The sequence below is a fragment of the Vibrio sp. V01_P9A10T6 genome (assembly GCF_963877065.1).
GTDB lineage: Bacteria > Pseudomonadota > Gammaproteobacteria > Enterobacterales > Vibrionaceae > Vibrio > Vibrio anguillarum.
Map to the genome: position 1 here is coordinate 16,988 of NZ_CAWNTB010000138.1, position 26,475 is coordinate 43,462.

Genomic DNA, 26,475 nt, shown 5'->3' on the forward strand with positions numbered 1-26,475 from the left:
TATTGTTACCCAATCACTAAACGTACGATTGGAGATTTCCATAAAGGGTCTGATATAACCCATCTTGCTCGACTAATTCTCGATGCGTACCCATTTGGCTAACTTGACCATCTTCCAGCACGTAAATTATATCGGCTTGTTTCACAGCCGAAAGGCGGTGTGCAACAATTAAAGTAGTTCGACCTTTCAAAAATCCAGTCAGAGCATTGTGCAATGCCGCTTCAGTTACCGTATCTAACGCGGATGTTGCTTCATCCAAAATAACAAATTTAGGATTGCTCAGTACCATCCGAGCGATGGCTAAACGTTGACGTTGTCCGCCTGACAAGCGAATACCATTTCGGCCAACTAGCGTTTCTAAACCGTCACTGAGATTCGCAGTCACATCATCCAGTTGTGCAATATGCAGCGCTTGCCATAATTCCTCTTCTGCATATTGACCGCCGAGGGTCAAATTATGCCTTAAGGTGTCGTTGAATAGTATAGGTTGTTGTAATACCACGGCAATGTTATCGCGAATAATATCAAAACTTATCTCTTCAGTGGTCGCACCATTAAAACGGATCTGCCCGGAATTGGGCTGATACACACCAATTAACAGTTGGATCAACGTGGATTTCCCACCACCACTTGCGCCAACCAACGCAACTTTTTTACCCGCCGGAATCGTGAGCGAGAGATCGTTGAGCACACTCTTTTCACTATCGTAGGCAAAATTAACGTGAGAAACCTCAACATCGACCTGGCGGTTATCTGTGAATGGGTTAATTTTGCAAATAGGGCGAGGCTCTTCCTCCAGTGCAAGCAGATCATTAATGCGATGAAAGGCCGCCTTTGCACTGTACCAAGAAAATTGAATACTCAGCAGCTCTTGCACTGGGCCTAACATAAACCACAAATAACCGAAAACGGCGAAAATTTGCCCTATGGTCAAGTCGCTAAAAACCACCATCAGCATCGCGACCGCTCTAAATAGCTCAAAACCAAGTAAAAATAGGAGAAATGAGACGCGCCCTGCAGCCTCTGATTGCCATGCATATTTGTCTGCATTCTCTCGGACTTGGTTGGCTTGCTGCTTAAGTTCATTGAGAAACTCTCGCTCTTTATTAGCGGCACGCAATTGATAAATTCCATCTAATGTTTCGACTAGCCGATTTTGAAAGCGTTCATACGCTTGGTTTTCTCGCTTTTTCAGATGCTTAACTTTGCTTCCGAGTTTACGTGAAAAGTAAATCACAATCGGGTTGACCAATAAAATAAACAGCCCTAAACGCCACTCAAGCCAGAGTAGAACACCTGCTGTGCCTAACACGGTCAGTAGGCTGATGATAAATTTACTGAGTGTGCTGCCTATGAATTGATCAATGGTTTCGATGTCGGTGATTAAGTGAGCATTAATACCACCACTACCTTTGGTTTCGTACTGCCTGATACTGATCCGTCCTAATTTATCAATCATTTTGCAGCGCATTTGGTAGGTGATGGTTTTGGACACCAAAGTAAATTGACGGCTTTGAAGTATGTTGAGCGCTTGGCTGACGCTACGCATCAAGACCACTAGCAATAACGTGAGCGCAATATAGCCTGTTGGGTTTTGCATTGATGTCGGTAGAATAGTATTCATCATCGCCAAACCAGAAGCGGGTTTATTCAGCAGAACTTCGTCGACCATTAATGGCATTAATAGTGGAATAGGGACACTAACCAGCGTTGCAATAACCGCGATCGCATTGGCAAATAGAAGTGTAGGTCGATGTTTTTTTACTTGTTTTATTACCCAAGAGCGGCTAATAGTGTCATTGGAATTAGTCATTATGATGAGAATGCATCCTATTTATCGTGTGAGAAATTGTACGCTGTTCAAAAATAGATGTCTTCCGTTTTCAAAAGGTCGTTGAGTTTATATGAACATAGAAGAATACCGCCGTCTTACCAAGCAGGCGGTGGCACTGGTTGAATCTGAAACGGATTTAATCGCTAATCTTGCCAATTTGAGCGCCTTATTTAACATGGAGCTTGAAGATCTTAACTGGGTGGGTTTTTACCTAATAAAAGAAGAGCAACTGGTTCTCGGTCCCTTTCAAGGAAAACCAGCTTGTGTACGCATCCCCTTAGGAAAAGGTGTGTGTGGTACTGCGGCGGCGACTAACCGTATACAACGTGTTTATGATGTCCATGAGTTTGCTGGTCACATTGCTTGCGATGCTGCGAGCAATTCTGAGTTGGTGGTGCCATTTTCTATCAATGGCCAAGTGGTGGGAGTATTGGATATTGATAGCCCAACAATTGGCCGTTTTTCTGAAATTGATGAGAAAGGGATGGCAGAATTAATGATTGAGATAGAAAAGCTGCTCAATTCACACGCTAACAAGGCATAAATTGGTCATTGCCTGTGGTTTTTCGCATTTAGGTCACTATAATACCGAACATATTTATCTTAATGCCTCGCGGAAAGACCGCATAAACCAGGAATCCTCATGGAAAACACTGAAAAGTTAAAAAACAGCAAAGAAGTTATTGCGTACATTGCTGAATGTTTCCCTAAGTGCTTTACTTTAGAAGGTGAAGCAAAGCCTTTGAAAATTGGTATTTTTCAAGATCTTGCTGAACGCCTAAACGAAGACTCAAAAGTAAGTAAAACACAGCTGCGTGCTGCGTTAAGACAATACACATCGTCATGGCGTTATCTACATGGTGTTAAACTAGGTGCAACTCGTGTTGACCTTGATGGCAACCCATGTGGAGAGTTAGAAGAAGAACATGTAGAGCACGCACAAGCCGCATTGGCAGAAAGTAAAGCTCGAGTACAGGCTCGTCGTAAAGAGCAAGGACAAAAAGCACGCGAAGAGGCAAAAGCGAAGCAACCAAAAGCGAAAAAGCCTCAAGCACAAGCTCGTCGTCCTCAAGCGAAAGCGCCAAAAGCTGAAAAACCTGTCGAGACGCGCGCTTTAAATGCTGATGAAATGATCACTGGCAAACAAGTGAACGTAAACATGGGTAAAGGAAACATGGCTGCGACCATTGTTGAAGTTAATAAGGAAGATGTGCGCGTTCAACTTGTCAACGGCCTACAAATGGTTGTGAAAGCGGAGCACTTGCGCGCATAAAGGAGAAATTCCTACGCATGAAATGCCGTTCAAAATTAACGTTGATCGCTGCTGGCCTATGGCTAGCAGCGTCATCCGTTCAGGCCTTAGAAGCCACTCTTAGCAAAGAAGATTTACCTCTTCTTGCCCCAGAAATGCAGCATGAAACGGCGAGTAAGCGTGTGACTTCCCGTTTTACTCGTTCTCATTACAAACACTTCAACTTGAATGACGATTTCTCGCAAGCTATCTTCAATCGTTATCTCGAACTGCTCGACTACAACCGCAATATCTTTACTCAGAGCGATATTGATTCCTTTCATACGTGGTCGACACAACTTGATGATCAACTCAAGGCTGGCAATAACCAAATTGCATTTGATGTTTATAACTTATCAATGCAAAAGCGCTTTGAGCGTTTTCAATATGCGCTTTCTCTGCTCGACAAAGAAATTACATTTGAAGCCGATGAATCGATGGAACTTGATCGCTCAAAAGCAGCTTGGCCGAAAGATAAAACCGAGCTCGATAAGTTATGGCAGCAACGTGTCAAATATGATGCACTGAACTTAAAGCTTACGGGTAAAGAGTGGCCGGAAATTAAAGAAACGCTAGGCAAGCGTTATAATAACGCGATCAAACGTCTGTCTCAGACCCACAGCGAAGATGTATTTCAGCTTTATATGAATGCTTTTGCGCGTGAAGTTGATCCGCATACTAGTTATCTCTCTCCACGTAATGCCGAGCAGTTCCAATCAGAAATGAATCTTTCATTGGAAGGGATTGGTGCTGTACTGCAAATGACCGACGACTACACCATCATTCGTTCGTTAGTTGCGGGTGGTCCTGCCTCAAATAGCAAGCAGTTGGGTGAAGGCGATCGTATCATTGGTGTGGGCCAAGATGGCAAAGAGATGGTTGATGTTATCGGCTGGCGTTTAGATGATGTCGTACAACTGATCAAAGGCCCGAAAGGCACTAAGGTGAAGTTGCAAGTTTTGCCGGAAGGTAAAGACGCTAAAAGTCACGTTGTCACTATTGTTCGAGACAAAATTCGTTTAGAAGATCGAGCGGTTAAATCAAAAATCATCGAGAAAAATGGCAAGAAAATAGGCGTGCTTGAAGTCCCTAGCTTCTATGTCGGTTTAGCGCAAGACACGGACAAATTGCTGGCTGAACTGAAGCAGAAAAAAGTGGATGGCGTGATCGTCGATTTGCGTAATAACGGTGGGGGTGCATTAACGGAAGCGACGGCATTATCCGGCTTATTTATTGAAAGCGGCCCGGTTGTGCAAGTTCGCGATAGCTATGGACGAGTAAACGTTAATAGTGACACGGATGGAAAAATCAGTTATCAGGGGCCAATGACAGTATTGGTGAATCGCTACAGCGCATCAGCCTCAGAAATTTTTGCAGCGGCAATGCAAGATTATGGACGAGCGATCATTGTTGGCGAAAACTCATTCGGTAAGGGAACGGTTCAACAGCATCGCTCGTTGAATCATATCTACGACTTGTTTGATAAAGAATTAGGCTACGTTCAATATACGATTCAGAAATTTTATCGTATTGATGGTGGTAGTACGCAGAATAAAGGTGTTGTGCCTGATATTGCGTTACCCACTGCGATTGAAGCAAAAGATACCGGTGAGAGCGTTGAACCTAATGCACTTCCTTGGGATCAAATTGAGCGAGCTAAATACGACAAGTTACAAGCTAATGAAAAACTGATTGCTAAGTTATCTGCGCAGCATCAAGCTCGTATTGCCAACGATATGGAGTTCGGCTTCATTAACGAGGATATTGCAAAGTATAAAGCGGAGAAAGATGACAACACAATTTCTCTCAATGAATCTGTGCGTAAGCAAGAGAGTGACAAGGCAGATGAATTGCGTTTGGCGCGGATTAACATGCGACAAGTCGCCAATGGTTTGAAGCCCTATAAAACCTTGCAAGATGTACCTAAAGATTATGAAGCTCCAGATGTTTATTTAGAAGAAGCAGTGGCGATCACTGTTGATATGCTAAATTAGCAACCAGTAGCAATGAAAAGCGAGCCTTAGTGCTCGCTTTTTTGATCTTATTTAAACCAAATAAATAACGTGATACAGATCAAACATTTCGCTTTATCGTACAACCGGTTCTAAGCTTAAGAAAAAAGCGAGGAGCGTGTTATGAAATGGATAAGCATCATTTTTACCTGCATTGTTCTTATCAGCACCAGTGCGGCACAAAGTCAAAGTAGTGGTACGCAGACTCATCAAGACTTAACTCAGTTTGATCTCCCTTTTTTACTTGGTGATTGGTACCTACTTAACCCCAATCCTGACACTTCTTCCGATGATTTTCGTTCTATTAAACTGACCTTGGAATCGAATTATCGTTTCAAGATCGATATTCAAAAGAAAAATTATAATGTGGAGCACTGGGAAGGTGAATTTGACGCCAGCGATAACAGCTTGATTTTGGGGCTTAATTCATCGCAACCTCAAGTTTATCAATACCAAGTGAACCACAACATGCTCAACTTAAACGGCATTATGTTCACTAAAGCTTTACCAAATGCGTTGGCAGGGGTGTGGTCTAGCAAACGGATATTTGGTGAAGATGCGATAGCAACCGACATTAACCAACTTGATCTCGTTTTACAGCCGGATTTTGTATTTATGTTCAGAGTAAGTGGTGCTAATGGTAACGAATCGATCCATAAAGGGGTGTACTACACAGAAGGTGATCATTTGGTGCTCCTTTATGAAGACGGAGAACATGATACCCGCTATACGCTTGTTAGCGATATGTTAACTTTAGAAGTGGAGAATGGTTCCATGTCGGCTGTTTTAGCGCGAGTAAATCCGTAGTCTTGCAATCTTCTATCATAAGAAAGGTAATGAGTGAAATCTGTTGATATATGGGTAAATTGTCAGCGAAATAACGGGGTATTTGTCTTAAATGCCTCGTTTTTCGGTTTGAGGGGTTGTTATTAATGATAACAAGCCTTAGATCTATAGCCATCTTACTGAATGTTTATCAAAAACGTCACATTTCACTCCGTCAACAAGGATTACGACATGGCTCATACACCCCAAGCCAAGTATCGCAAAGATTATCAATCTCCATCACATACCATTACGGATCTCGAATTAACATTCGATCTCTTTGATAGCAACACCACAGTGACTGCCGTTTCTCACGCTAAGCAGCAAAAAGAGAGTAACCAATTGGTGCTGGATGGTGAAAACCTTGAGCTGAAATCGCTCAAAGTGAATGGCACCGAATGGCAAGATTTTCAGCTGCTTGAAAGCGGGCTCTCGATCTCATCATTACCTCAAGAGTTTGAATTGGAGATCGTGACACTGATTAACCCTGAAGCGAATACCGCACTAGAAGGGTTATACAAATCGGGTGGTGCGTTCTGTACGCAGTGTGAAGCGGAAGGTTTCCGTCGCATCACTTACTTCCTCGATCGTCCAGACGTTCTTGCAAAATACACCACGACCGTGATTGCTGACAAAAAAGATTACCCATTTTTATTAAGTAACGGTAACCGTATCGAACATGGCGATCTTACAGAAGGGCGTCATTGGGTGAAGTGGCAAGATCCACATCCGAAACCTGCTTACTTATTTGCTCTCGTTGCGGGTGATTTTGACGTATTACGTGATCAATATAAAACCAAGTCTGGTCGCGATGTTGCCCTCGAGATTTTTGTTGATAAAGGTAACCTCGACCGCGCTTCTCATGCGATGACATCACTTATCAACGCAATGAAGTGGGACGAAGAACGCTTCGGCTTAGAGTATGATCTCGACATCTACATGATCGTTGCCGTTGACTTTTTCAACATGGGTGCGATGGAGAATAAAGGCCTCAACATTTTTAACTCTAAGTTTGTGCTAGCCAATGAAAAAACCGCTACTGATACTGATTATTTAGGTATTGAAGCGGTGATTGGCCACGAATATTTCCATAACTGGACTGGTAACCGCGTCACTTGTCGTGATTGGTTCCAATTAAGCTTAAAAGAAGGCCTAACGGTATTCCGTGACCAAGAATTTTCGTCTGATTTAGGGTCGAGAGCCGTGAATCGCATTAATAATGTGCGCATTATTCGCGGGCCACAATTTGCTGAAGATGCCAGCCCAATGTCACACCCAATTCGTCCCGATAAAGTGATAGAAATGAATAACTTCTATACATTAACTGTCTATGAAAAGGGCAGTGAAGTGATTCGTATGATGCATACGTTATTGGGTGAAACGAATTTCCAAAAAGGGATGAAGCTCTATTTTGAGCGTCATGATGGCACTGCCGCTACCTGCGAAGATTTCGTGGCAGCGATGGAAGATGCTTCAGGCGTCGATCTTACCCAATTCCGTTTATGGTATAGCCAATCTGGTACACCGATTGTTTCAGTGAGCACTGAATATGACGCACAACAGAAAACCTATGCCTTAACCGTAGAGCAAACAACCGAACCAACGCACGAGCAAAAAGAGAAAGCAGCGCTGCATATTCCTTTTGATGTTGAGTTATACACCGCTCATGGTGATGTAGTTGAGTTACAATGTAACGAAAAGCGAATCTCTAATGTACTGAACGTAACACAGGCCAAGCAGACCTTCGTGTTTGAAAATGTGCTAGAGAAACCGATCCCTTCCTTGTTGCGCGAATTTTCAGCACCAGTGAAACTGGAGTATGACTACAGTGATGATGAGCTGATCTTCTTGATGGTCAATGCTCGCAACGAATTTGCTCGCTGGGACGCAGGCCAAATGTTGTTAGCCAAATATATCCGTAGCAATGTGTTTGGAGTGCAGTCGGGTAAGGCGGCGGATTTGCCTGAATCGGTAGTTGATGCATTCCGTGGTGTGTTACTTAGTGAGGCTTTAGAGCCTGCTTTTATTGCGGAAATGCTCTCATTACCTAGCCATAATGAGGTTTCAGGTTGGTATAAACGTGTGGATGTTGATGCAATAGCGACCGTACTTAAAGCGATGAAAGTACAGCTTGCTAACGCATTGCAAGACGAGCTCAATGCGGTTTACCACAGTTTAAAACAGACAGAATACAGCATTGAACACAGTGCAATTGGTGAACGAGCATTGCGCAATACTTGCCTTGCTTATTTAGCTTATACCGACCAAGGCAATGACTTGGTGCTGGCTCAGTATCACAGTGCCAACAACATGACTGACACCATCGCCGCTATGAGCGCTGCGAATAGTGCGCAGCTTATGTGCCGTCAAGCACTGATGGATGATTACAGCAATAAATGGAAACACGATGGATTGGTGATGGATAAATGGTTTGCACTGCAAGGGACTAACCCCGCGCCAAGTGTTTTGGATACCATTCAACAAACCATGAAACATGAAGCATTTAGCTTAAAAAATCCAAATCGTACTCGCAGTTTAATTGGTTCATTCCTCAGTGCAAACCCAGTTAATTTCCATGCAAAATCGGGTGAGGGATACCGTTTTGCAGGGCAGATACTCCGTGAACTCAATGATAGTAACCCCCAAGTTGCGTCGCGTTTAATTGATCCTTTACTTAAATTCAGGCTCTACGATGAAACTCGTCAAGCAATGATGAAATCGGAGTTGGAGACTTTGAAGTCAATGGATAATTTAGCTCGGGATCTCTTTGAAAAAGTAACAAAAGCGCTCGAATCTTAAGGATCTTAACTCTACTAAGAGCGAGGTGACAGATAGGTCTCCTCGCTCTATTTTGGTTAACGGCTATGAAGCAATACTATTTTACTCTCAATATTTCTTATCAAACTTACTTAGCGCACTATTCTGGTGTAGCAAGCTCTGTACAAGTCTACACAGATCAAGGTTTACGCCTTCAGCTACCCGCATCTCGATTTCGTCCATTTCTTAGCCAAATTGGAGTAAAAGGTCGATTTCGGCTGACAACTGACCAAAATAACAAGTTTGTAAAGTTAGAAACTCTGTGAGCTGCTGATTTTCTAGATATTTAAATAGGAATCTTAATCACATTCTCAAACATTTCACCTCAGACCTGCCCTAAAACTGTTAACTATTTGTCAATAAAGCTTTTACAATAAAGCAAGCATTACCAATGGTAAGCGCTATGCTTACCGCATACCCTACAAAAATAATAATCTTGGAGTCTACTATGACTGCGCGTGAAACTTTAGTGCCAGTTCTGCTTGAAAAAGTGTACAAACTGATTCAAGACAAACTCGATCTTGCTCATCAACCTCTCGTTACTCAACTTGCTCAACATCTATTTAGTAACATTTCGAAAGATGATCTGACTGAACGTAATGAATCTGACTTATACGGTGCGGTAGTTAGCCTATGGCACCATATTAACGAGAAAAACCCAGAGGAGCGTTCAGTGCGGGTATTTAACCCGACAGTAAGCCGCCAAGGTTGGCAGTCAACGCACACGATTGTTGAAATAGTAATCCCTGATAGTCCGTTTCTTGTGGACTCCATTAAAATGGCGCTCAGCCGTTTGGATTTATCGTCACACCTCATGCTCAATGGTCCAACGCAAATCTCGCGCACCGATAACGGTGTTATTACTTCGGTAAACCAAGGTGAGGGTGTTCTGCAATCTCTTTTTCATATTGAAGTCGACCGCCTTAGCAGCAAAGAAGCGATGACACAGTTGAAAAATGAGTTGCTTAGTATTCTGAGCGATACAGCTTTAGTGGTGCAAGACTGGCAACCAATGTCAGAAAAACTGGTGCAAGTGATTGCGCAATTGGAGACACAAAAAGAGTTCATTCCTGTAGAAAGTGATCGTTATGAAGAAACCATCAAATTCTTAAAGTGGATGGGAAATCATAATTTCACTTTCATGGGATACAAAGAATATGACCTCGTGACGGTCGAAGGCGATACTGAACTGAGACCAACAGCAGAAAAAGGGTTGGGTTTATTTTCTGATTCAAAACGTGTGCGCAGCGTAAAATTATCTGACTTTCCTGATTCCGCGCGCCTTGAAGCCAAAAAGCCTTTTTTATTGATTGTCACTAAAGGCAATACCCAATCACGTATCCACCGCCCAGCTTATACCGATTATATCGGCGTTAAAAAGTTCGACAAAGCAGGTAAAGTGATCGGTGAACATCGTTTCACTGGTCTATATACCTCGGCGGTGTATAACCAAAGTGTCGAAACTATTCCGCTGATCCGCGAAAAAGTAGAACGTATCCTAAAAGCCAGCGGTTATCGTGCAGGCTCGTATTCCTATAAAGCGCTGCACAATATTCTAGAAAACTATCCTCGTGATGAGTTACTGCAAGCACGTGAAGAAGAGATGTTAGAAGTTGGGATGGGCGTAGTGCAAATGCAAGATAGGGATTTGCTGCGTCTGTTTGTTCGTAAAGACCCGTTTGGTCGTTTCTTCAGCTGTATGGTCTATGTGACCAAAGAGCGCTATAACACCGAGCTTCGCCGCCAAACGCAACGAATTTTCAAACAGTACTTTGGTTGTGAGCAAGATGTTGAGTTCACCACTTATTTTTCAGAAAGCCCATTGGCAAGAACACACTACATCGTACGTGTTGATAACAACAATATGGATGTCGATGTAAAAACGGTAGAGCAGAATTTAATGGAAGCATCATCAACTTGGGATGATCGTTTATCAGATGCGATCGTAGCAAACTTTGGAGAGAGTAAAGGGCTGCCATTATCGAAAGAATACATGCGTGCATTCCCTCGTTCTTACAAAGAAGACATGATGCCGGGTTCAGCGGTGGATGATATCCAGCGATTGGAAGCCTTAGATGAAGAGCACAAACTCGGCATGTTGTTCTATCGTCCACAAGAAGAAGCGGCCGATTCAAAAGCGGTGCGCTTAAAACTCTATCACCGTGACGAGCCAATCCATCTTTCTGATGTGATGCCGATGTTGGAAAACTTAGGGCTGAGGGTGATCGGAGAGTCACCTTATGAAGTACGCAAGTTAAATGGACAAACGTATTGGATCTTAGATTTCTCAATGCTGCATAAGAGCGATAAGAGTGTCGATCTTCGAGAAGCGAGAGATCGTTTTCAACAAGCATTTGCGGCTATTTGGGCTGGTGAATTAGAGAGTGATGGCTTCAACCGACTAGTACTCGGTGCTTCGTTAACTGGGCGCGAAGTATCGATTCTTCGTGCTTATGCGCGTTACATGCGCCAAGTGGGTTTCCCATTCAGTCAACAATATATTGAAGATACACTCAGCCATTATCCAGATGTAGCAAAAGGGCTGGTGGAACTATTCTTAAAGCGGTTTGATCCTAAACACAAAGGGGCTCAAAAAGGGCAAACGGATCTTATCAACGCTATTACTGAAGAGTTAGATCGTGTTGATAGCTTGGATGATGATCGTATTATTCGTCGTTATATGGAGATGATCAGTGCGACGATCCGTACTAACTACTTCCAGCTGGATGAAAACAATCAGATCAAACCTTGGCTTTCTTTAAAAATGAAACCGAAAGAGATTTCTGAAATTCCAGCTCCTGTGCCGGCTTTCGAAATCTTCGTTTATGCGCCTGATATTGAAGGTGTTCATTTACGTGGTGGTAAAGTAGCACGTGGCGGATTACGCTGGTCTGATCGCCAAGAAGATTTCCGTACCGAGATTCTAGGGTTAGTGAAAGCGCAACAGGTAAAAAATACCGTTATTGTTCCTGTGGGAGCAAAAGGTGGTTTTGTGTGTAAGAAACAGCACATGTTTACCACGCGTGATGAGATCTTTGCCGAGGGACAACGCTGCTATAAACGTTTTATTCGTGCCTTACTCGATGTTTCCGACAATATTATTGAAGGCGAAGTCGTTCCACCTAAAAATGTCGTTCGTCATGATGAAGATGACCCTTACTTAGTTGTAGCCGCGGATAAAGGGACAGCAACATTTTCCGATTTGGCTAACTCAGTGTCAGCAGAATACAATTTCTGGCTAGGTGACGCTTTTGCTTCTGGTGGTTCAAATGGTTACGACCATAAAGCCATGGGGATTACAGCAAAAGGGGGATGGGAGTCAGTCAAGCGCCACTTCCGTGAGATGGGCATTAACTGCCAAACCACAGATTTCACAGCGATTGGCATCGGCGATATGGCTGGAGATGTGTTCGGTAATGGTATGCTGCTGTCTAAACACATCTGTTTGCAAGCAGCGTTTAACCATTTGCATATTTTCATCGATCCAACACCAAATTCAGCAAAAAGTTGGGAAGAGCGCAATCGCTTATTCAACACGCCACGATCTAGCTGGGAAGATTACAACGCAAAGTTGATCTCAAAAGGTGGTGGTATCTTCTCTCGCAAAGCGAAATCGATCACCTTAACGCCTGAAATTCAAAAAATGATCGGCACTAAGAAGGCTTCTGTTGCGCCTAATGAGCTGATTAAAATGATCTTGAAAATGGAAGTGGATCTTTTGTGGAACGGAGGCATCGGCACCTATGTTAAATCATCGAAAGAGAGCCATTCTGATGTAGGTGACCGTGCTAACGATGCTCTAAGAATTGATGGACGCGATCTTCGCACAAAAGTGATCGGTGAAGGTGGTAACTTAGGTATGACTCAACTTGGACGTGTTGAGTATGCATTAACTGGTGGTCGTGTTAATACCGACTTTGTTGATAACGTTGGCGGCGTCGATTGCTCGGATAATGAAGTTAATATTAAGATCTTCTTGAATGGCTTGGTGGCGAATGGTGATCTTACCGTCAAACAACGTAATCAGATCTTAGAGTCGATGGAAGACGAAGTAGGAGGCATCGTTATTGAAGATGCTTACGCTCAATCTGAAGCTATTTCTGTCACTGAGCAACAGGGTGTATCGTTAGTTAAAGAGCAAATTCGTTTCATCCATGCCATGGAAAAAGCAGGGCACCTTGACCGAGCATTGGAATACATTCCAGATGATGAAACTTTGCTTGAACGTGAGAAGCAGGGATTTGCATTAACCCGTCCGGAGCTATCGGTATTAGTGGCATACGGCAAAATGGTGTTGAAAGAGGAATTGGCTTGTGAAGAGATTTCACACGATGAATTCCATTCACAGCAGTTGATCAACTATTTCCCTACTGAGTTACGTCGTAACTATTCTCAGCACATGCAACAGCATCCACTTCGTGCAGAGATCATTGCTACGGCTCTGGCCAACCAGATGGTGAACGAAATGGGATGTAATTTCGTGACCCGTCTGCAAGAAGAGACTGGTGCGAATGTTGTCGATATTGCCAATGCTTACACTGCGGCAAGAGAAATCTATGGTTTAGGCCGTGTTCTTGAGCAGGTTCGTTTACTCGACAATAAAGCAGAAGCCGATGCACAGTACGATGTGATTTTCTTAGTACGCCGAACCTTACGCCGCTTATCTCGTTGGTTGCTGCGTAATCGTTCAGGCAAACAATCAGTCAAAGATTTGATTGCGCTTTATCAAACTGACGTCAATGCCGTTTCCGCTGAACTAGACAATATGCTCGTTGCTGAAGAGGTTGCAGAGCATAATGCCATGGCTCAAGTCTGGATTGATAAAGGCATTAACTCAGAACTGGCGAATTACGTTGCTCGTTTATCAAGCCTGTACTCAGCACTGGATATATCCACAGTGGCACGTGATAAAGGTAAGACCGTTGCTCAGACAGCTAAGCTTTACTTTAACTTAGGTGATCGTTTATCACTGCACTGGTTCTTAAAACAGATTAACGGTCAAGCGGTGGATAACAACTGGCAAGCACTAGCTCGCGCTGCATTCCGTGAAGATTTAGACTGGCAGCAGCGTCAACTCACTGCGCAAGTATTGAATTGTACTTGTGCGCCAGAAGAACTCGATGTAATGAAAGCACTGGATGAATGGATTGCTAGTAATGAAGTATCCTTAATGCGCTGGGAGAGTATCCTCAACGAATTTAAAGTTGGTGCAGTACATGAATTTGCAAAATTCTCAGTAGCATTAAGAGAATTAGTACTTTTAAATTTGAATTGTGCGGCAAATGAGTAAATAATAACGCCCCGTTTATACGGGGCTTTTTATTTCGGAGGCACAATGCTCTACCGCTTAGCCAGGACTGGCTTTTTTCAACTTGATGCCGAAAAGGCACATGATCTCGCCATTGAAAACTTTAAACGTTTCACAGGCACTCCTCTTGATCTCTTCTATCGTCAACACTTACCCAATCGCCCAGTCGAATGCATGGGTTTAACTTTTAAAAACCCTGTAGGTTTGGCCGCTGGCCTAGATAAAAATGGGGAATGCATAGAAGCTTTTGGTGCAATGGGGTTTGGTTTTGTCGAAGTTGGTACCGTGACTCCACGTCCTCAATCTGGTAACGATAAACCGCGTTTATTCCGTTTGATCCAAGCGGAAGGTATTATCAATCGAATGGGCTTTAACAACTTAGGTGTCGACAACCTGGTTGAGAACGTTAAGAAAGCTAAATATGACGGCATTATCGGTATCAACATTGGAAAGAATAAAGATACACCGATTGAAAATGGGGCAGATGACTATCTTATTTGTATGGAGAAAGTTTACCCATATGCTGGTTACATAGCGGTGAACATTTCATCCCCCAACACTCCTGGGTTACGAACGTTACAATATGGTGAGGCATTGGATGATTTGCTTGCCGTACTGAAAGCGAAGCAATCTGAATTGGCTAAGCTGCATAATAAATACGTTCCGCTAACATTAAAGATCGCTCCCGATCTTTCTGATGACGAACTTAAACAAATTTGCCAATCGTTACTCAAGCATAATATTGATGGCGTTATCGCGACTAATACCACATTGGATCGGTCGCTGGTGGAAGGTATGAAATTCGCGAATGAAGCGGGTGGGTTAAGTGGCCGTCCTGTTCAATCAAGAAGTACTGAAGTGATTAAGTGCTTGTACCAAGAGTTGGGTGATAAGCTGCCCATTATTGGAGTGGGTGGTATTGATTCTTGTATCGCTGCAAAAGAAAAAATGTTGGCGGGCGCGAAACTAGTACAAGTCTATTCAGGATTCATTTACCACGGCCCAGGCTTAGTGAGAGATATTGTCAAGAACCTGTAAATAAGTGCGATTTAAAGGTATTTACTCAGAAAAATAAAAAGTGACTGGGTCAAAGTAAGAGGGAATGAGTTATTCATTTCCTCTTTTTTTTTATATTTCTGTTCTTAAAATTACATTCACTAGCTGGCAAAGGTAATTAAGCGTTTTACCTAATAGTTTGATAATTCATTAAAATTAGAGAGTGGAACGATGCTTAAACCAAGTGACAAATGGAGTTGGTATTATTCAGATAGCGAAAGCTGCCTGATGTTATACCTTGGTGATGAGATGGTTTTTAAGACCAATCTTTACCGTAATCTGCTCGTCGATTGTGCTTTTGCTGAGAATCATTTTTCAGTCGATGATGCGAGTGCTTTCCAAACCTACAAAGAGCAAATTGCCTATTTAGGTTTAAGTGAGCCAAGACAAGCCGAATTAGCACTCTATTGTGTTGCCGCTAAGCGTTTTCATAAACCTGTCCAGCCTAAAAGTTGGTTTTTTGATCATCAAGGCTACGGTTTTGAACCGAGTGAAGGTGACATTGTTCGGTTGGTCAACGGCTACAGCCAAGGTTATTTCATCGTACTTGAGGTAGGGGACTGCGCTAGTCTTTGCGCCTTAGTCGATTTGGATGCGTTCATACTGAATGGTTCCAAACAGCTGGAATTCGGACAGGTCATTAAGGTTATGCATGACCGTATGGCTTGCGCCAATCATATTTTGCTCGAAGAGCACGTTGCTCTTGTGAGTTAACTTTTCCCTAATAGCACAACGTTTCGTTCCTTTGTTTCATTTCCCATCGGCTTAATAGCCGATTTTTTTTGCCTAGAGCTTTTCCCCAACTCAATCCTATCCGTCTGAATTCGATCTTAAATGTGAGATTTGTTCAGGATTCTGATGTTTTTTTCTTCAAAAGTGACGTTATAAACAGTGTCTACATTGCTAGAAATGGCCGACATATTCCCATTTTTAGCTCATTTGTAATTAATTTACACTACAAAAATCAATCTGGTATAGTCCAATTATGCGGTGAATAAATACTCACTTATCCCGTAGGCCTTGCTATATCTAGTGAGATGTTTTTGCAATGCTCGAAGCTTGTCTATTTGTAAAATTGGCGAGTAGTTAAGCAATTGAATGGTTGAGAAGGTGAAAGAGACACTTTGTTTTACTCAAGCGTGGGATTGTCAGGTATAATGCGTGGTCATTTTTATCAGTAAAAGAGCAGTATGAATCAATATCTAGCGGTTACCTCAAACGGTCTTGAGAACCTATTAGTTGAAGAACTAACCAAATTAGGGATTACGGACGCAAAACCCGTGCAGGCCGGGGTAAAATTTAAAGCGTCGAAAGAGCAGATTTATCGCTGTTGTTTGTGGAGCCGTCTAGCATCAAGATTTGTTCGCGTCCTCTCTGAATTTACCTGCCAAAATGATATGGATCTTTACTTGTTAGCAAGTTCAGTGAACTGGGTTAATCATTTTCATAGTTCGAAAAAGTTTGTTGTCGACTTCAACGGCACAAATAACGAAATCCGCAACAGTCAGTACGGCGCGATGAAAGTAAAGGATGCGGTTGTCGACTGTTTCACCAAAAAGAACTTACCGCGCCCTTCGATCGATAAAGATCATGCAGATCTTCGTGTCCATGTACGCTTGCATAAAGATAAAGCCATTTTAGGGATTGATATGGTGGGCGGTGGTTTACATCAGCGCGGTTACCGTACCGAAGCGGGGCGAGCACCACTTCGTGAAACATTAGCAGCGGCTATTATTTTGCGTAGTGGATGGAGTGAAACGAAGCCACTGCTCGACCCAATGTGTGGTTCTGGCACTTTGCTCATTGAGGCGGCCATGATGGCTGCTGGTATGGCCCCTAGTCTCAAGCGTCCAAAGTGGAGTTTCGAAGCTTTAGAGGATTTTGATGCAGAACTATGGGCGCAAATAAAATCAGAGGCCAATGTTCAAGCAAGACGTGGTGTCAAGAAAGTTGACTGTAAGTTCTTTGGTTTTGATAACGATGCACGAGTGCTGCAAACCGCGAAAGATAACGCTCGCCGCGCAGGGGTTGAAGAACTGATTACCTTCCAGCTAGGTGATGCGGCACTGATCAAACGTCCTGAAGGGTTTGAGGATGGTGTAGTTATCTGTAATCCACCCTATGGTGAACGTTTAGGTACACATCCTGGTTTGATTGCTTTATACACGGCATTTGGTGGGCAATTAAAGGCTGAATTTGGCGGTTGCCAAGCGTCGATTTTCTCAAGCTCTGACGAATTACTCAGTTGTTTGCGTATGCGCGCTGAAAAGCAGTTTAAGTTAAATAACGGTGCGTTACCTTGTCACCAAAAGAACTACTCAATTTCATTGCGCACGGTAGAGCTGGGAGCGTCTATTTCTCAAGAATCGGTGATTGCTCCTGATTTTTCGAATCGTTTAAAGAAAAATATTGCGAAAATTGGTAAGTGGGCGAAACGTGAATCACTCGATTGCTATCGTATTTATGACGCTGATTTGCCTGAATACAATGTTGCGATCGATGTTTATCTCGACCACCTAGTGATCCAAGAATACGCCGCACCTAAAGATATTCCAGAAGAAAAGGCTAAACGCCGTTTAACAGATATCATTCGTGCCGCGATTCAAGTCACCGGAACAGAAGCAAATAAAGTAGTACTCAAAGTTCGTGAAAAACAGAAAGGGCGCTCTCAATATCAAAAATTAGGGCAAATTTCTGAGACAATGGAAGTGAACGAGTATGGCGTTAAACTGATTGTCAATTTACATGATTATCTCGATACGGGTTTATTCCTTGATCATAAATTGACGCGTCGTCGCTTAGGGCAAATGGCAAAGGGTAAAGATTTCCTCAATCTATTTGCTTACACCGGCTCTGCAACCGTTCATGCCGCTTGCGGTGGAGCAAAATCAACCATGACGGTTGATATGTCTAAAACCTATTTAGAATGGGCTAAAGACAACTTAAAGCTCAACGGTCAAGTTGGACACCAGCATCGCTTTGAACAAGCCGACTGTGTGCAATGGCTAGAGACTGCAAAAGAACAATTTGATTTGATATTTATCGATCCGCCGACATTCTCAAATTCCAAACGTATGGAACACACATTTGATGTGCAACGCGATCATATTAAGTTGATGGAAAATTTAAAACGTATCCTACGTCCAGAAGGTACGATTGTGTTTTCAAACAATAAACGACATTTTAAAATGGATTTAGAAGCGTTAGCTGAGCTTGGTTTAGTTGCTCAAAATATTTCAGCGCAAACATTGCCACTGGATTTTGAACGCAATAAGCAGATCCACAACTGCTGGACCATTTCCCATGCACGCAGTGAATAGGGAATGAAGTTGTTCACGCTTTACAGTACTGAAGGATGCCATCTCTGTGAGATGGCATTTCAGCTTGTTCAGCAGGCAAACATTGCTGAACAAGTACAACTTGTTGATATTGCATTTGATGATGCGCTCTTCTCTCGTTACGGGGTCACCATTCCGGTTCTTAAATACCAAGAATCCGAACTGAGCTGGCCCTTTGACCAACAAACATTACTTCATTGGTTAGAAAATAATGGCATTAATTACCATCCATAACGGTCAATTAGCATTTGGTGACCACCCATTACTCGATCATGCAGATTTCGCATTACAAGAAAATGAACGAGTTTGTCTCGTCGGCCGAAACGGTGCAGGCAAGTCGACTATGATGAAAGTTCTTGCGAGAGAAATCATCATGGACGACGGAAAAATGCAGATAGAACAAGATGTTGTTGTTTCTCGATTAGAACAAGATCCGCCTAGAGATGAAGCTGGCACCGTTTTTGATTATGTTGCTGGTGGATTAGCGGAAGTTGGTGAGTATCTAAAGATCTATCAAGATCTTTTAGATCTCATCGTTATCGATCCAAGTGAAAGTAATATCAATAAGTTATCTCGTATTCAAGAGCAGCTAGAGCATACAGGGGCATGGCGTTTTGAAGAACGCATCCAAAATGTTCTTGCGGCATTGAAGCTGGATGGCCACACCAAACTAACGGATTTATCGGGTGGATGGCAGCGTAAAGCGGCCCTTGCAAGAGCACTAGTGTGTGATCCTGATGTCCTTTTGCTTGATGAACCGACTAACCACCTCGATGTAACGACCATTGAATGGCTTGAAGGCTTTTTGAAAGATTTTAGAGGCTCGATCATCTTCGTATCCCATGATAGGACATTCATCCACTCAATGGCGACACGTATTGTTGATCTTGACCGCGGCAAGCTCAGCTCATTTCCTGGTGATTATGATCAGTATCTTGTAGCTAAGGAAGAAGCCTTGCGCGTAGAAGAGATGCAAAATGCCGAGTTTGATAAGAAATTAGCCCAAGAAGAAGTTTGGATTCGTCAAGGAATCAAAGCACGCCGTACCCGTAACGAAGGACGCGTAAGAGCACTCAAGAAGCTAAGAGAAGAGCGTAATGATCGCCGTGAGGTGCAGGGCAAAGCAAACTTGCAAATCGATGACGCTGCGCGTTCAGGAAAAATTGTCTTCGAAGCGAAGGATATTAGCTATAGCATTGATGGCAAAAACATTGTCTCGAACTTCAGTTTCAATATCATGCGTGGTGATCGCATTGCACTTATTGGCCCTAACGGATGCGGTAAAAGTACACTGCTGAAACTGCTGTTGGGTGATTTACAGCCTCAGAGTGGCAAATTACATTGCGGTACCAAACTTGAAGTTGCTTATTTTGATCAGTACCGTGAGATCCTCGATCCTGAGAAGTCGGTAATTGACAACTTAGCTGACGGAAAACAAGAAGTGATGGTGGCTGGGCGCCCACGGCACGCATTAAGCTACTTACAAGATTTCTTGTTTGCCCCTAAACGTGCGAGAACGCCAGTAAAAGCGCTATCTGGTGGTGAGAAAAACAGACTGTTGCTTGCTCGTATTTTCCTCAAACCGAATAATTTATTGATTTTAGATGAACCAACCAACGATTTAGATATCGAAACTTTGGAACTTTTAGAAGATTTGCTTGCCAATTACCAAGGCACATTGCTGCTTGTCAGCCACGATCGTCAATTTGTTGATAATACTGTAACAACGAGTTGGATTTTTGAAGGCGATGGCAAAATTGAAGAATTTGTTGGAGGCTATCACGATGCTCAGCAACAAAGAGCTCAGGTTTTGCAGTCACGAGTTGCTGAAAATGTCAGCAATAAAGAAAAAGTGGTTGAGGAAACTCTCAAAACAGCGCCAATTAAGACAAAACCTAAAAAGTTATCTTATAAACTGCAGCGAGAAATGGATGAGTTGCCCGCAATGTTAGAGCAACTTGAGAATGATATTGAAATGCTTCAACAGCAAGTGAACGATCCTGAGTTTTTCATGCAATCAGCAGACAAAACACAGCCCGTTTTAGATAAGTTAACTGCGAAAGAGCAGGAGCTTGAAATTGCTTTCGAGCGCTGGGAAGAGCTCGAAGCAATGCAACAGGAAAGTTAGAGATTATTAATGAGTAGTAAAACATTTAAAATCACCGTAATTGCGGCCAGTATTCTGGCTGCCACTCAAGCTCATGCTGCACTTTACCAAATTGTAGAAGTGACACCCGGTAACTTAGTCGCTAATGAATATTATGGAAGGGCAATACAAAAAGATAACCTTTCAGCAAATCCTCTTGGATGTTTTACGGCCGGAAGTAGCTGTAATACTTTTGCGCTCGGTGGCGATACGCTCAATGGTTCTGATGGTATTTCATACCGTGATGAAGTGCCATTCAAAATGGATAATCGTTTTGTTTATCAGGATATTGATGAGCTCAAAAGCTATTGCTCTAGCGAACTCGGTTATTCTACTTGTGAGGCATGGGCTGATAAGCAATGGCATGGTTTTGAGTACAACAATGTTGAAACTGGCGGTTTGAAGCGTGAGCGTGATGCTTGGGATAATGGTAGTTATCTACAAAATGCAGCGGCCTTTGTTAATTCATCGCAAGTTGTTTTGACTTTTGGCTCTATTGCAAATACTCAGAATACCGTTTTAACTGGGTTAGACGGTACTTATGCTTTTGGTATTACGAGCAGCGGTTACACACAGTCTGGGAGTAATTACGCTCTAGGCTACCGTCAACGTGGTTTTTATAATGGCAATATTTTAAATCCACCAACAGACACCACAATTGTCAAAGACACAAATAATAAAATTGTTGAAAAAATGGGTCGGACGTTCGCTTATGATGTATTCAATGATGGTACCCATAATTTCGTGGTTGGTAGTGCATCAGTTAGCCCTTATTTAACGGGTAATGGTGATGATGATAACAAAGACTACAATGGCGATGTTAACACTTGTGTGAGTGATGGTCTCGATCCACAGTTAACTCGTCAGTGTCAAAATTTTGCATTTGCAACGCAAGCTTATATGTGGGATACAGCATCTACATCGACGGGTTACCGCGTAACAGGGTGGGTCGGTGATGTTGAAGCAAACCGTAGCGGATACTCTGCACAAGCAAGTGTAAGAGGCGCTGCTATTCCTACATCTGGCAGTTACGCTAACAAGCCGGTTATGGCTGGTTTTAATACCTATCGCGATGATAATGTGTTTAGAATGCAAGCAACAGTATTCTATCCTAATGCAAGTTACGACGTAACAACCCCTAAGCATGATATGTGGAGTAGTAAGGTTATTACTGGCACAGAACTGAAAGTGGATGGAGATGTGATTTACTCCAACTCATTAGCGACAGATATTAATAACCATTTAATCGTGATCGGTGAAACAAAACGCAAAGGCGATAAACCTGAAAGCGGCGCAGCAGCAAACCGTATTTTCGTGGCAGATGCTAATAGCGGAACACCTGTAGCTAACTATCTATCAGGTGGAATTTTCTTTACTGGTGCTGGCGGTGAAGCGAGAGCGATCAACAATTTCAATGAAATTGTCGGTCAAATCGATGCAGAAAAAGGTCGTGAAGATGGAGGCAAACAACGTCGTCATCGTGGCTTTATCTATCCTTTCAACGGTACAGGGAGTAATGCAGCAAGAATGGCATTGTTCCAGAACCAAGGTTGGTGGTTAGATGATCTAACCAACGGTGGGGCTTACTCACAACATAATAACCAGTTCCGTATTTTTGAAGCCTCAGATATCAATGATGATGGTGTGATTGCAGCAAGTGCATTTAAATGTACTGGTGGCTATGACGATTTCTCCCATAACTCATACTGTACTTCTGGAAGTGAAAGCGTTGTCGCGATTAAACTGATCCCGATTGCTGGCGCGGCGGATAGCGATATTGAAGTCCGCAGCACGGCACTTCCGCCCGTTGAACGTAAAGGCGGTAGTATGGGGTGGATTACTCTGACACTACTTGCTCTCTTTGGGTTCCGCAGAAAATAATTAAATAGTGTAAAGAATGGCGCAAGTTCACAATTTAGAATCTGCGCCTTTTTTGTAACTTGAGAAAGTCGAATTTTTGAGCAATTCTTAATTGTGGCGTAACAGATATGCCATGTAGATTTAATAGTTGTATGTAAGACACAAGTTACTGTATGAGGACTACACTATGATGAAGAGACAAAAGCGTGATCGCCTTGAAAGAGCACAGTCTCATGGGTATAAAGCTGGCTTAAACGGACGTTCCGTAGAGGCTTGCCCTTATCAACAAACGGACGCTCGTTCATATTGGCTAGGTGGTTGGCGCGATGCCAGAGATGACAAACAAGCTGGTCTCTACAAATAAACTCCCACATACATGCAAAAGGATTTAAGCCCCGGAAGGGGCTTTTTAGTATTCAAGTCACACTAAAGCACTATAACTAAGTGTTTTGATGAGAAAAAGCGACTCTATGAGTCGCTTATGAATAGTTTAACGTCATTAAAAAGCAGAAGTATCTTGGAAAAGACCTACTTTTAAGTCCTTTGCAACGTAAATCTCTTTGCCATCGACAAGAACGCGACCATCAGCTAGGCCCATTACAAGTTTACGGTTAACAACCCGTTTCATCGTGATTTCGTAAGTTACTTTTTTTGCTGTTGGTAGGATCTGACCTGTGAACTTAACTTCACCAACACCTAATGCCCGGCCTTTTCCTTTGCCACCAACCCAGCCAAGGAAGAAACCAACCAATTGCCACATCGCATCTAAACCTAAACAGCCAGGCATTACAGGATCGCCAGGGAAATGGCAATCGAAGAACCATAGATCAGGAGTAATATCTAACTCAGCAAGAATAAGGCCTTTACCATACTCGCCCTCGGTTTCTGACATTTTGGTGATGCGGTCCATCATCAACATATTTGGCGCTGGCAATTGAGGGTAGCCAGGCCCAAAAAGCTCACCTTGGCTAGAGGCTAGTAAGTCTTCACGATTATATGAATCTCGTTTATTCTGCATTATCAGTTACTCCAATTTTTGATAGGGTGCATATTAGGGAACACGTGTACGCTAAACAACTCCGATCAGTGCTACACAAACCAGTTTTTAATGCGCTCTGCAATACTGTGTGATTGGTCATGCCTTTCAAAGTTTTCAATACGTTGAGCAATTTTATTAATGATGCTTTCTTCGTCATCGCCTCTGAATGACGCACCCATAAGGATCGGTACTGCTTCATCAACTGTAGCGACTGGCCAAATATGAAATTCATCATTTTTAATGCTATTGACTACATCTTTATGAAGCGCAAGATGTTTTAGATTTGTTCTTGGTAGAATGACGCCTTGTCCACCCGTGAATCCCTGATGCTTACACACATGGTAGAAGCCTTCAATTTTTTCGTTTAGCCCGCCAACAGCTTGGACTCGCCCGAATTGATCAACCGCACCTGTCACAGCGATTTGTTGGTTAATGGGATGTTCAGATAAAGCGCTTACTAAAGAACATAGCTCGGCTAGTGATGCACTGTCGCCATCCACTTCGCTGTATGATTGTTCGAAGACAACCGAAGCAGAATAGGGAAGCGGTGCGTCAAGGTTCATTGAACTGCTTACAAAGGCTTGCATTATCATCATGCCTTTTGCATGCAAATTACCACCGAGCTCGGCTTTGCGTTCGACATCGGTAATATCACCGTCACCAAAGTGCACAACGCATGAGATACGAGCTGGTTCACCATAGGAAAGAGGATGGCCAGCAACATCGATCACTGTTAATCCATTGACTTGGCCGACTTGTTCGCCTTGAGTTTCGATAATGACCTGTCCATCAAGTATATCGTCGAGTGCTCGTTGCTGCAGATAAGACTCTCGATAATAGCGTTTGTCTAAGGCGCTTTCGATATGAGATTTAGTAATCGGATACTGATTTGACTCTAAGGCCGCTTCTTCTATGAGTGTTCTGTGCCATATTACACATAACGGTGTGTAATGTTGATCTTCCGTGAAACGGGCACCTGCGGTCATAAGAGCAGGAATGGCATCTTCAGTCAGTGTAGGGAGTTGGTATTCTTCAGATATCCAACGTAAATAAGCGAGATAGGTCAATATCGACTGTTCATCAATTTTCAGGTCCAACTCTAATTCGGTGTAGAAACAAAAGCTTGAGCGGACGTCTGCATCCAAATAGTCGACATCGGCTAACTGGTTCCTATCACCTAAAATGATCAGTTTGACCTCATATCTTTTAGAGATTGGTGAGGGGTGTGGTGATTTAGCATCACAATTAATGGGGCTTACATCTTCGCCTAATACTGCCGCTTTTAATAATGGCCACATTTTAGGATTAGCCAACAGCATATTAGCGGAGATCAGAAGATAACCACCATTGGCTTTATCCAATAAACCAGGAATTTCGCTGGTGATAAGCCCATTTTCAGCGCGGTATTGGCCAAAGATAGTCCCCATATCGAGGGACTCCGTACAAATAACGTGCGAGTTTGGCTTTATTACTTGAAGTTTTTGACTGACTAATTGACGATAGATTGAGTTATCTGGCGCGTTGATCAACATCACTCGTGTAAAACCTTTCAATTGAACAAACTGCTGAATAGCGGTTGCTAGTCTGGGCTGTGTGTCGAGTAATGTTACCGGAGATAGACTAGGGTACTGAGCTAGTTGTGAGTGGAATTGATCATACTGAGGTGTGACTGAACGCCAAATATTTTGAGTCATTGAAATCTAGTGTTTATTAAAAGAAGCCAGATTATATAGAAAAATAGCAATGTCTAACAGCTCCATTATTATGCTTGATCTTGTTCGCTTTTTTGAATCCAAAAATTGAACTCTGGACGATGGTGGGTTACGCTGTCACCCTAACTTGGCATGGATTTTACGTTATGAAATATCAACAGCTTGAAAATTTGGAATCGGGTTGGAAGTGGCAATACTTAATTAATAAGTGGAAGGATGGCGAAACAATCACTCGTTATGTAGACAAAAGTGAAGCTCTAGCTGCAATTGAACAGTTAAAAAAAATAGAGCATGAACCCAATCTGGTTCTTGGGTGGATTGATCAGCACATGTCACTTGAACTGAGTAATAAACTCAAGCAAGCAATTAGAGCCAAACGCAAACGCCACTTTAATGCCGAGCAACTACACACCAGAAAGAAATCTATCGATCTCGATTATCGTGTGTGGGAAAAATTATCATATCGAGCCAATGAGCTTGGTTGCACTTTGTCTGACGCGATTGAATACCTGTTAAGTGAAGCATCTCGTAGCGAAAAAGCAAGTAGAACTGTCTCAAGTTTAAAAGAAGATTTAAGTAAATTACTGTCTGAATAAGAAAGGAGATAAAAATGTTGTATGTCATTCTGGCTGCTGCTGCAGTTATCTTTTGGTTAGTCGCTGTTGATCGGCCTATATTGAGAGTTAAATTCAAAGATGGTGTCGTAGCACAAGTTAAAGGTCATTTCCCTCCAAGTTTTAAACATAATGTGACTGAGATTGCTGAAAAGACAGACTTGAGCGGCGAACTAAAAGTTTACCAGCAGAGAACGGGTGTTAAGTTGGTTTTTTCTAAAGACGTACCTAAAAAAATTCAACAGCGTATTCGCAATGTTTTTCCTCATCAGGGATTTCATACAAAAGAGCAACGAACCAAGAAGTCACATTGAGTCTGCCATTCTTAAGTTACAGATTGTTTTCATTAAAAAACGAACATCGTCGAAACGATTAACTTTACATATCGTCCATTTATAACTCGCTGATATCATGATGGAAGTCTCTGTAAAGGTTCTCGACGATGAAAAAAATCTGTGTAGTTATCATTTCGTTAGTGATAGTAGTTTTCTGTTCAAAGGGTTATGCCGACGATTCAGAAAGTAATCCTGTCGCGAAATCAATAAAACAGCAAACGCTGAAAGCTCTTAAAAAATATAGATCTAAGCTTGATGGATATTGTGACGTGATGATCGAAATGAAGC

General features: G+C 42.6%; 19 protein-coding genes and 1 pseudogene. 17 read left to right on the forward strand and 3 right to left on the reverse strand.

Features of this window, described 5'->3' with window-relative positions:
- Positions 1-16: 16 nt before the first annotated feature.
- Positions 17-1,813 (reverse strand): ABC transporter ATP-binding protein, encoded by a 1,797-nt coding sequence (locus AACQ21_RS07300; protein WP_013856918.1) that lies wholly within the window; start codon positions 1,811-1,813, stop codon positions 17-19.
- 91 nt (positions 1,814-1,904) lie between these two features.
- Between AACQ21_RS07300 and AACQ21_RS07305 the strand changes: the two genes are divergently transcribed.
- The 14 genes from AACQ21_RS07305 to rmf all read left to right on the forward strand — a co-directional run bounded on the left by AACQ21_RS07305 (position 1,905) and on the right by rmf (position 22,851).
- Positions 1,905-2,378 (forward strand): GAF domain-containing protein, encoded by a 474-nt coding sequence (locus tag AACQ21_RS07305; protein ID WP_017041971.1) that lies wholly within the window; start codon positions 1,905-1,907, stop codon positions 2,376-2,378.
- Positions 2,379-2,477: 99 nt separating this feature from the next.
- Positions 2,478-3,107, forward strand: a complete 630-nt coding sequence (gene proQ / locus AACQ21_RS07310; RefSeq protein ID WP_017044692.1) for an RNA chaperone ProQ — start codon at positions 2,478-2,480, stop codon at positions 3,105-3,107.
- A gap of 17 nt (positions 3,108-3,124) precedes the next feature.
- Positions 3,125-5,119 (forward strand): carboxy terminal-processing peptidase, encoded by a 1,995-nt coding sequence (prc, locus tag AACQ21_RS07315; protein ID WP_047689483.1) that lies wholly within the window; start codon positions 3,125-3,127, stop codon positions 5,117-5,119.
- Positions 5,120-5,260: 141 nt separating this feature from the next.
- Entirely contained in the window at positions 5,261-5,944 is a 684-nt protein-coding gene (locus tag AACQ21_RS07320) for a hypothetical protein (RefSeq protein WP_013856914.1), read from the forward strand.
- Between the two features lie 210 nt (positions 5,945-6,154).
- Positions 6,155-8,761 (forward strand): aminopeptidase N, encoded by a 2,607-nt coding sequence (gene pepN, locus AACQ21_RS07325; protein WP_105977463.1) that lies wholly within the window; start codon positions 6,155-6,157, stop codon positions 8,759-8,761.
- Between the two features lie 65 nt (positions 8,762-8,826).
- A complete protein-coding gene (locus AACQ21_RS07330; protein ID WP_013856912.1) occupies positions 8,827-9,045 on the forward strand; it encodes a DUF2835 domain-containing protein in 219 nt (72 codons plus the stop codon).
- Between the two features lie 182 nt (positions 9,046-9,227).
- Complete coding sequence (locus tag AACQ21_RS07335; RefSeq protein WP_105977464.1) at positions 9,228-14,069, forward strand: NAD-glutamate dehydrogenase; 4,842 nt, start codon at positions 9,228-9,230, stop codon at positions 14,067-14,069.
- A gap of 45 nt (positions 14,070-14,114) precedes the next feature.
- Positions 14,115-15,125, forward strand: a complete 1,011-nt coding sequence (gene pyrD, locus AACQ21_RS07340; protein WP_013856910.1) for a quinone-dependent dihydroorotate dehydrogenase — start codon at positions 14,115-14,117, stop codon at positions 15,123-15,125.
- A gap of 189 nt (positions 15,126-15,314) precedes the next feature.
- Positions 15,315-15,857: a cell division protein ZapC gene (locus AACQ21_RS07345; protein ID WP_010320557.1), complete on the forward strand. Its 543-nt coding sequence runs from the start codon at positions 15,315-15,317 to the stop codon at positions 15,855-15,857.
- A 476-nt stretch (positions 15,858-16,333) separates the two neighbouring features.
- Complete coding sequence (gene rlmKL / locus AACQ21_RS07350) at positions 16,334-18,463, forward strand: bifunctional 23S rRNA (guanine(2069)-N(7))-methyltransferase RlmK/23S rRNA (guanine(2445)-N(2))-methyltransferase RlmL (protein ID WP_105977465.1); 2,130 nt, start codon at positions 16,334-16,336, stop codon at positions 18,461-18,463.
- 3 nt (positions 18,464-18,466) lie between these two features.
- The gene (locus AACQ21_RS07355; protein WP_013856908.1) at positions 18,467-18,715 is read left to right on the forward strand and encodes a glutaredoxin family protein; all 249 of its coding nucleotides are present in this window, start codon (positions 18,467-18,469) and stop codon (positions 18,713-18,715) included.
- Positions 18,693-20,609 (forward strand): ABC transporter ATP-binding protein, encoded by a 1,917-nt coding sequence (locus AACQ21_RS07360; protein WP_017041963.1) that lies wholly within the window; start codon positions 18,693-18,695, stop codon positions 20,607-20,609. The genes AACQ21_RS07355 and AACQ21_RS07360 overlap by 23 nt, the downstream gene beginning before the upstream one ends.
- Positions 20,610-20,618: 9 nt before the next feature.
- Positions 20,619-22,508: a DUF3466 family protein gene (locus AACQ21_RS07365; protein ID WP_105977466.1), complete on the forward strand. Its 1,890-nt coding sequence runs from the start codon at positions 20,619-20,621 to the stop codon at positions 22,506-22,508.
- Positions 22,509-22,677: 169 nt separating this feature from the next.
- On the forward strand, positions 22,678-22,851 hold the full coding sequence (gene rmf, locus AACQ21_RS07370) for a ribosome modulation factor (RefSeq protein WP_010320553.1): 174 nt from the start codon (positions 22,678-22,680) through the stop codon (positions 22,849-22,851).
- A gap of 135 nt (positions 22,852-22,986) precedes the next feature.
- Here rmf and fabA read toward each other — a convergent pair whose 3' ends face one another.
- Together fabA and AACQ21_RS07380 are read right to left on the reverse strand one after the other, a co-directional pair.
- Positions 22,987-23,505, reverse strand: coding sequence for a bifunctional 3-hydroxydecanoyl-ACP dehydratase/trans-2-decenoyl-ACP isomerase (gene fabA / locus AACQ21_RS07375; RefSeq protein WP_013856904.1), 519 nt, complete (start codon positions 23,503-23,505; stop codon positions 22,987-22,989).
- A 71-nt stretch (positions 23,506-23,576) separates the two neighbouring features.
- Positions 23,577-25,220 (reverse strand): S16 family serine protease, encoded by a 1,644-nt coding sequence (locus AACQ21_RS07380; RefSeq protein WP_017044702.1) that lies wholly within the window; start codon positions 25,218-25,220, stop codon positions 23,577-23,579.
- A 164-nt stretch (positions 25,221-25,384) separates the two neighbouring features.
- On the opposite strand from AACQ21_RS07380, the gene matP reads away from it, so the two are divergent.
- The 3 genes and pseudogenes from matP to AACQ21_RS07395 all read left to right on the forward strand — a co-directional run.
- The gene (gene matP / locus AACQ21_RS07385; protein ID WP_026027109.1) at positions 25,385-25,834 is read left to right on the forward strand and encodes a macrodomain Ter protein MatP; all 450 of its coding nucleotides are present in this window, start codon (positions 25,385-25,387) and stop codon (positions 25,832-25,834) included.
- 14 nt (positions 25,835-25,848) lie between these two features.
- Complete coding sequence (locus AACQ21_RS07390; protein ID WP_013856901.1) at positions 25,849-26,166, forward strand: DUF3634 family protein; 318 nt, start codon at positions 25,849-25,851, stop codon at positions 26,164-26,166.
- 128 nt (positions 26,167-26,294) lie between these two features.
- Positions 26,295-26,475 (forward strand): annotated as a pseudogene (locus AACQ21_RS07395) (hypothetical protein); the annotation flags it as partial.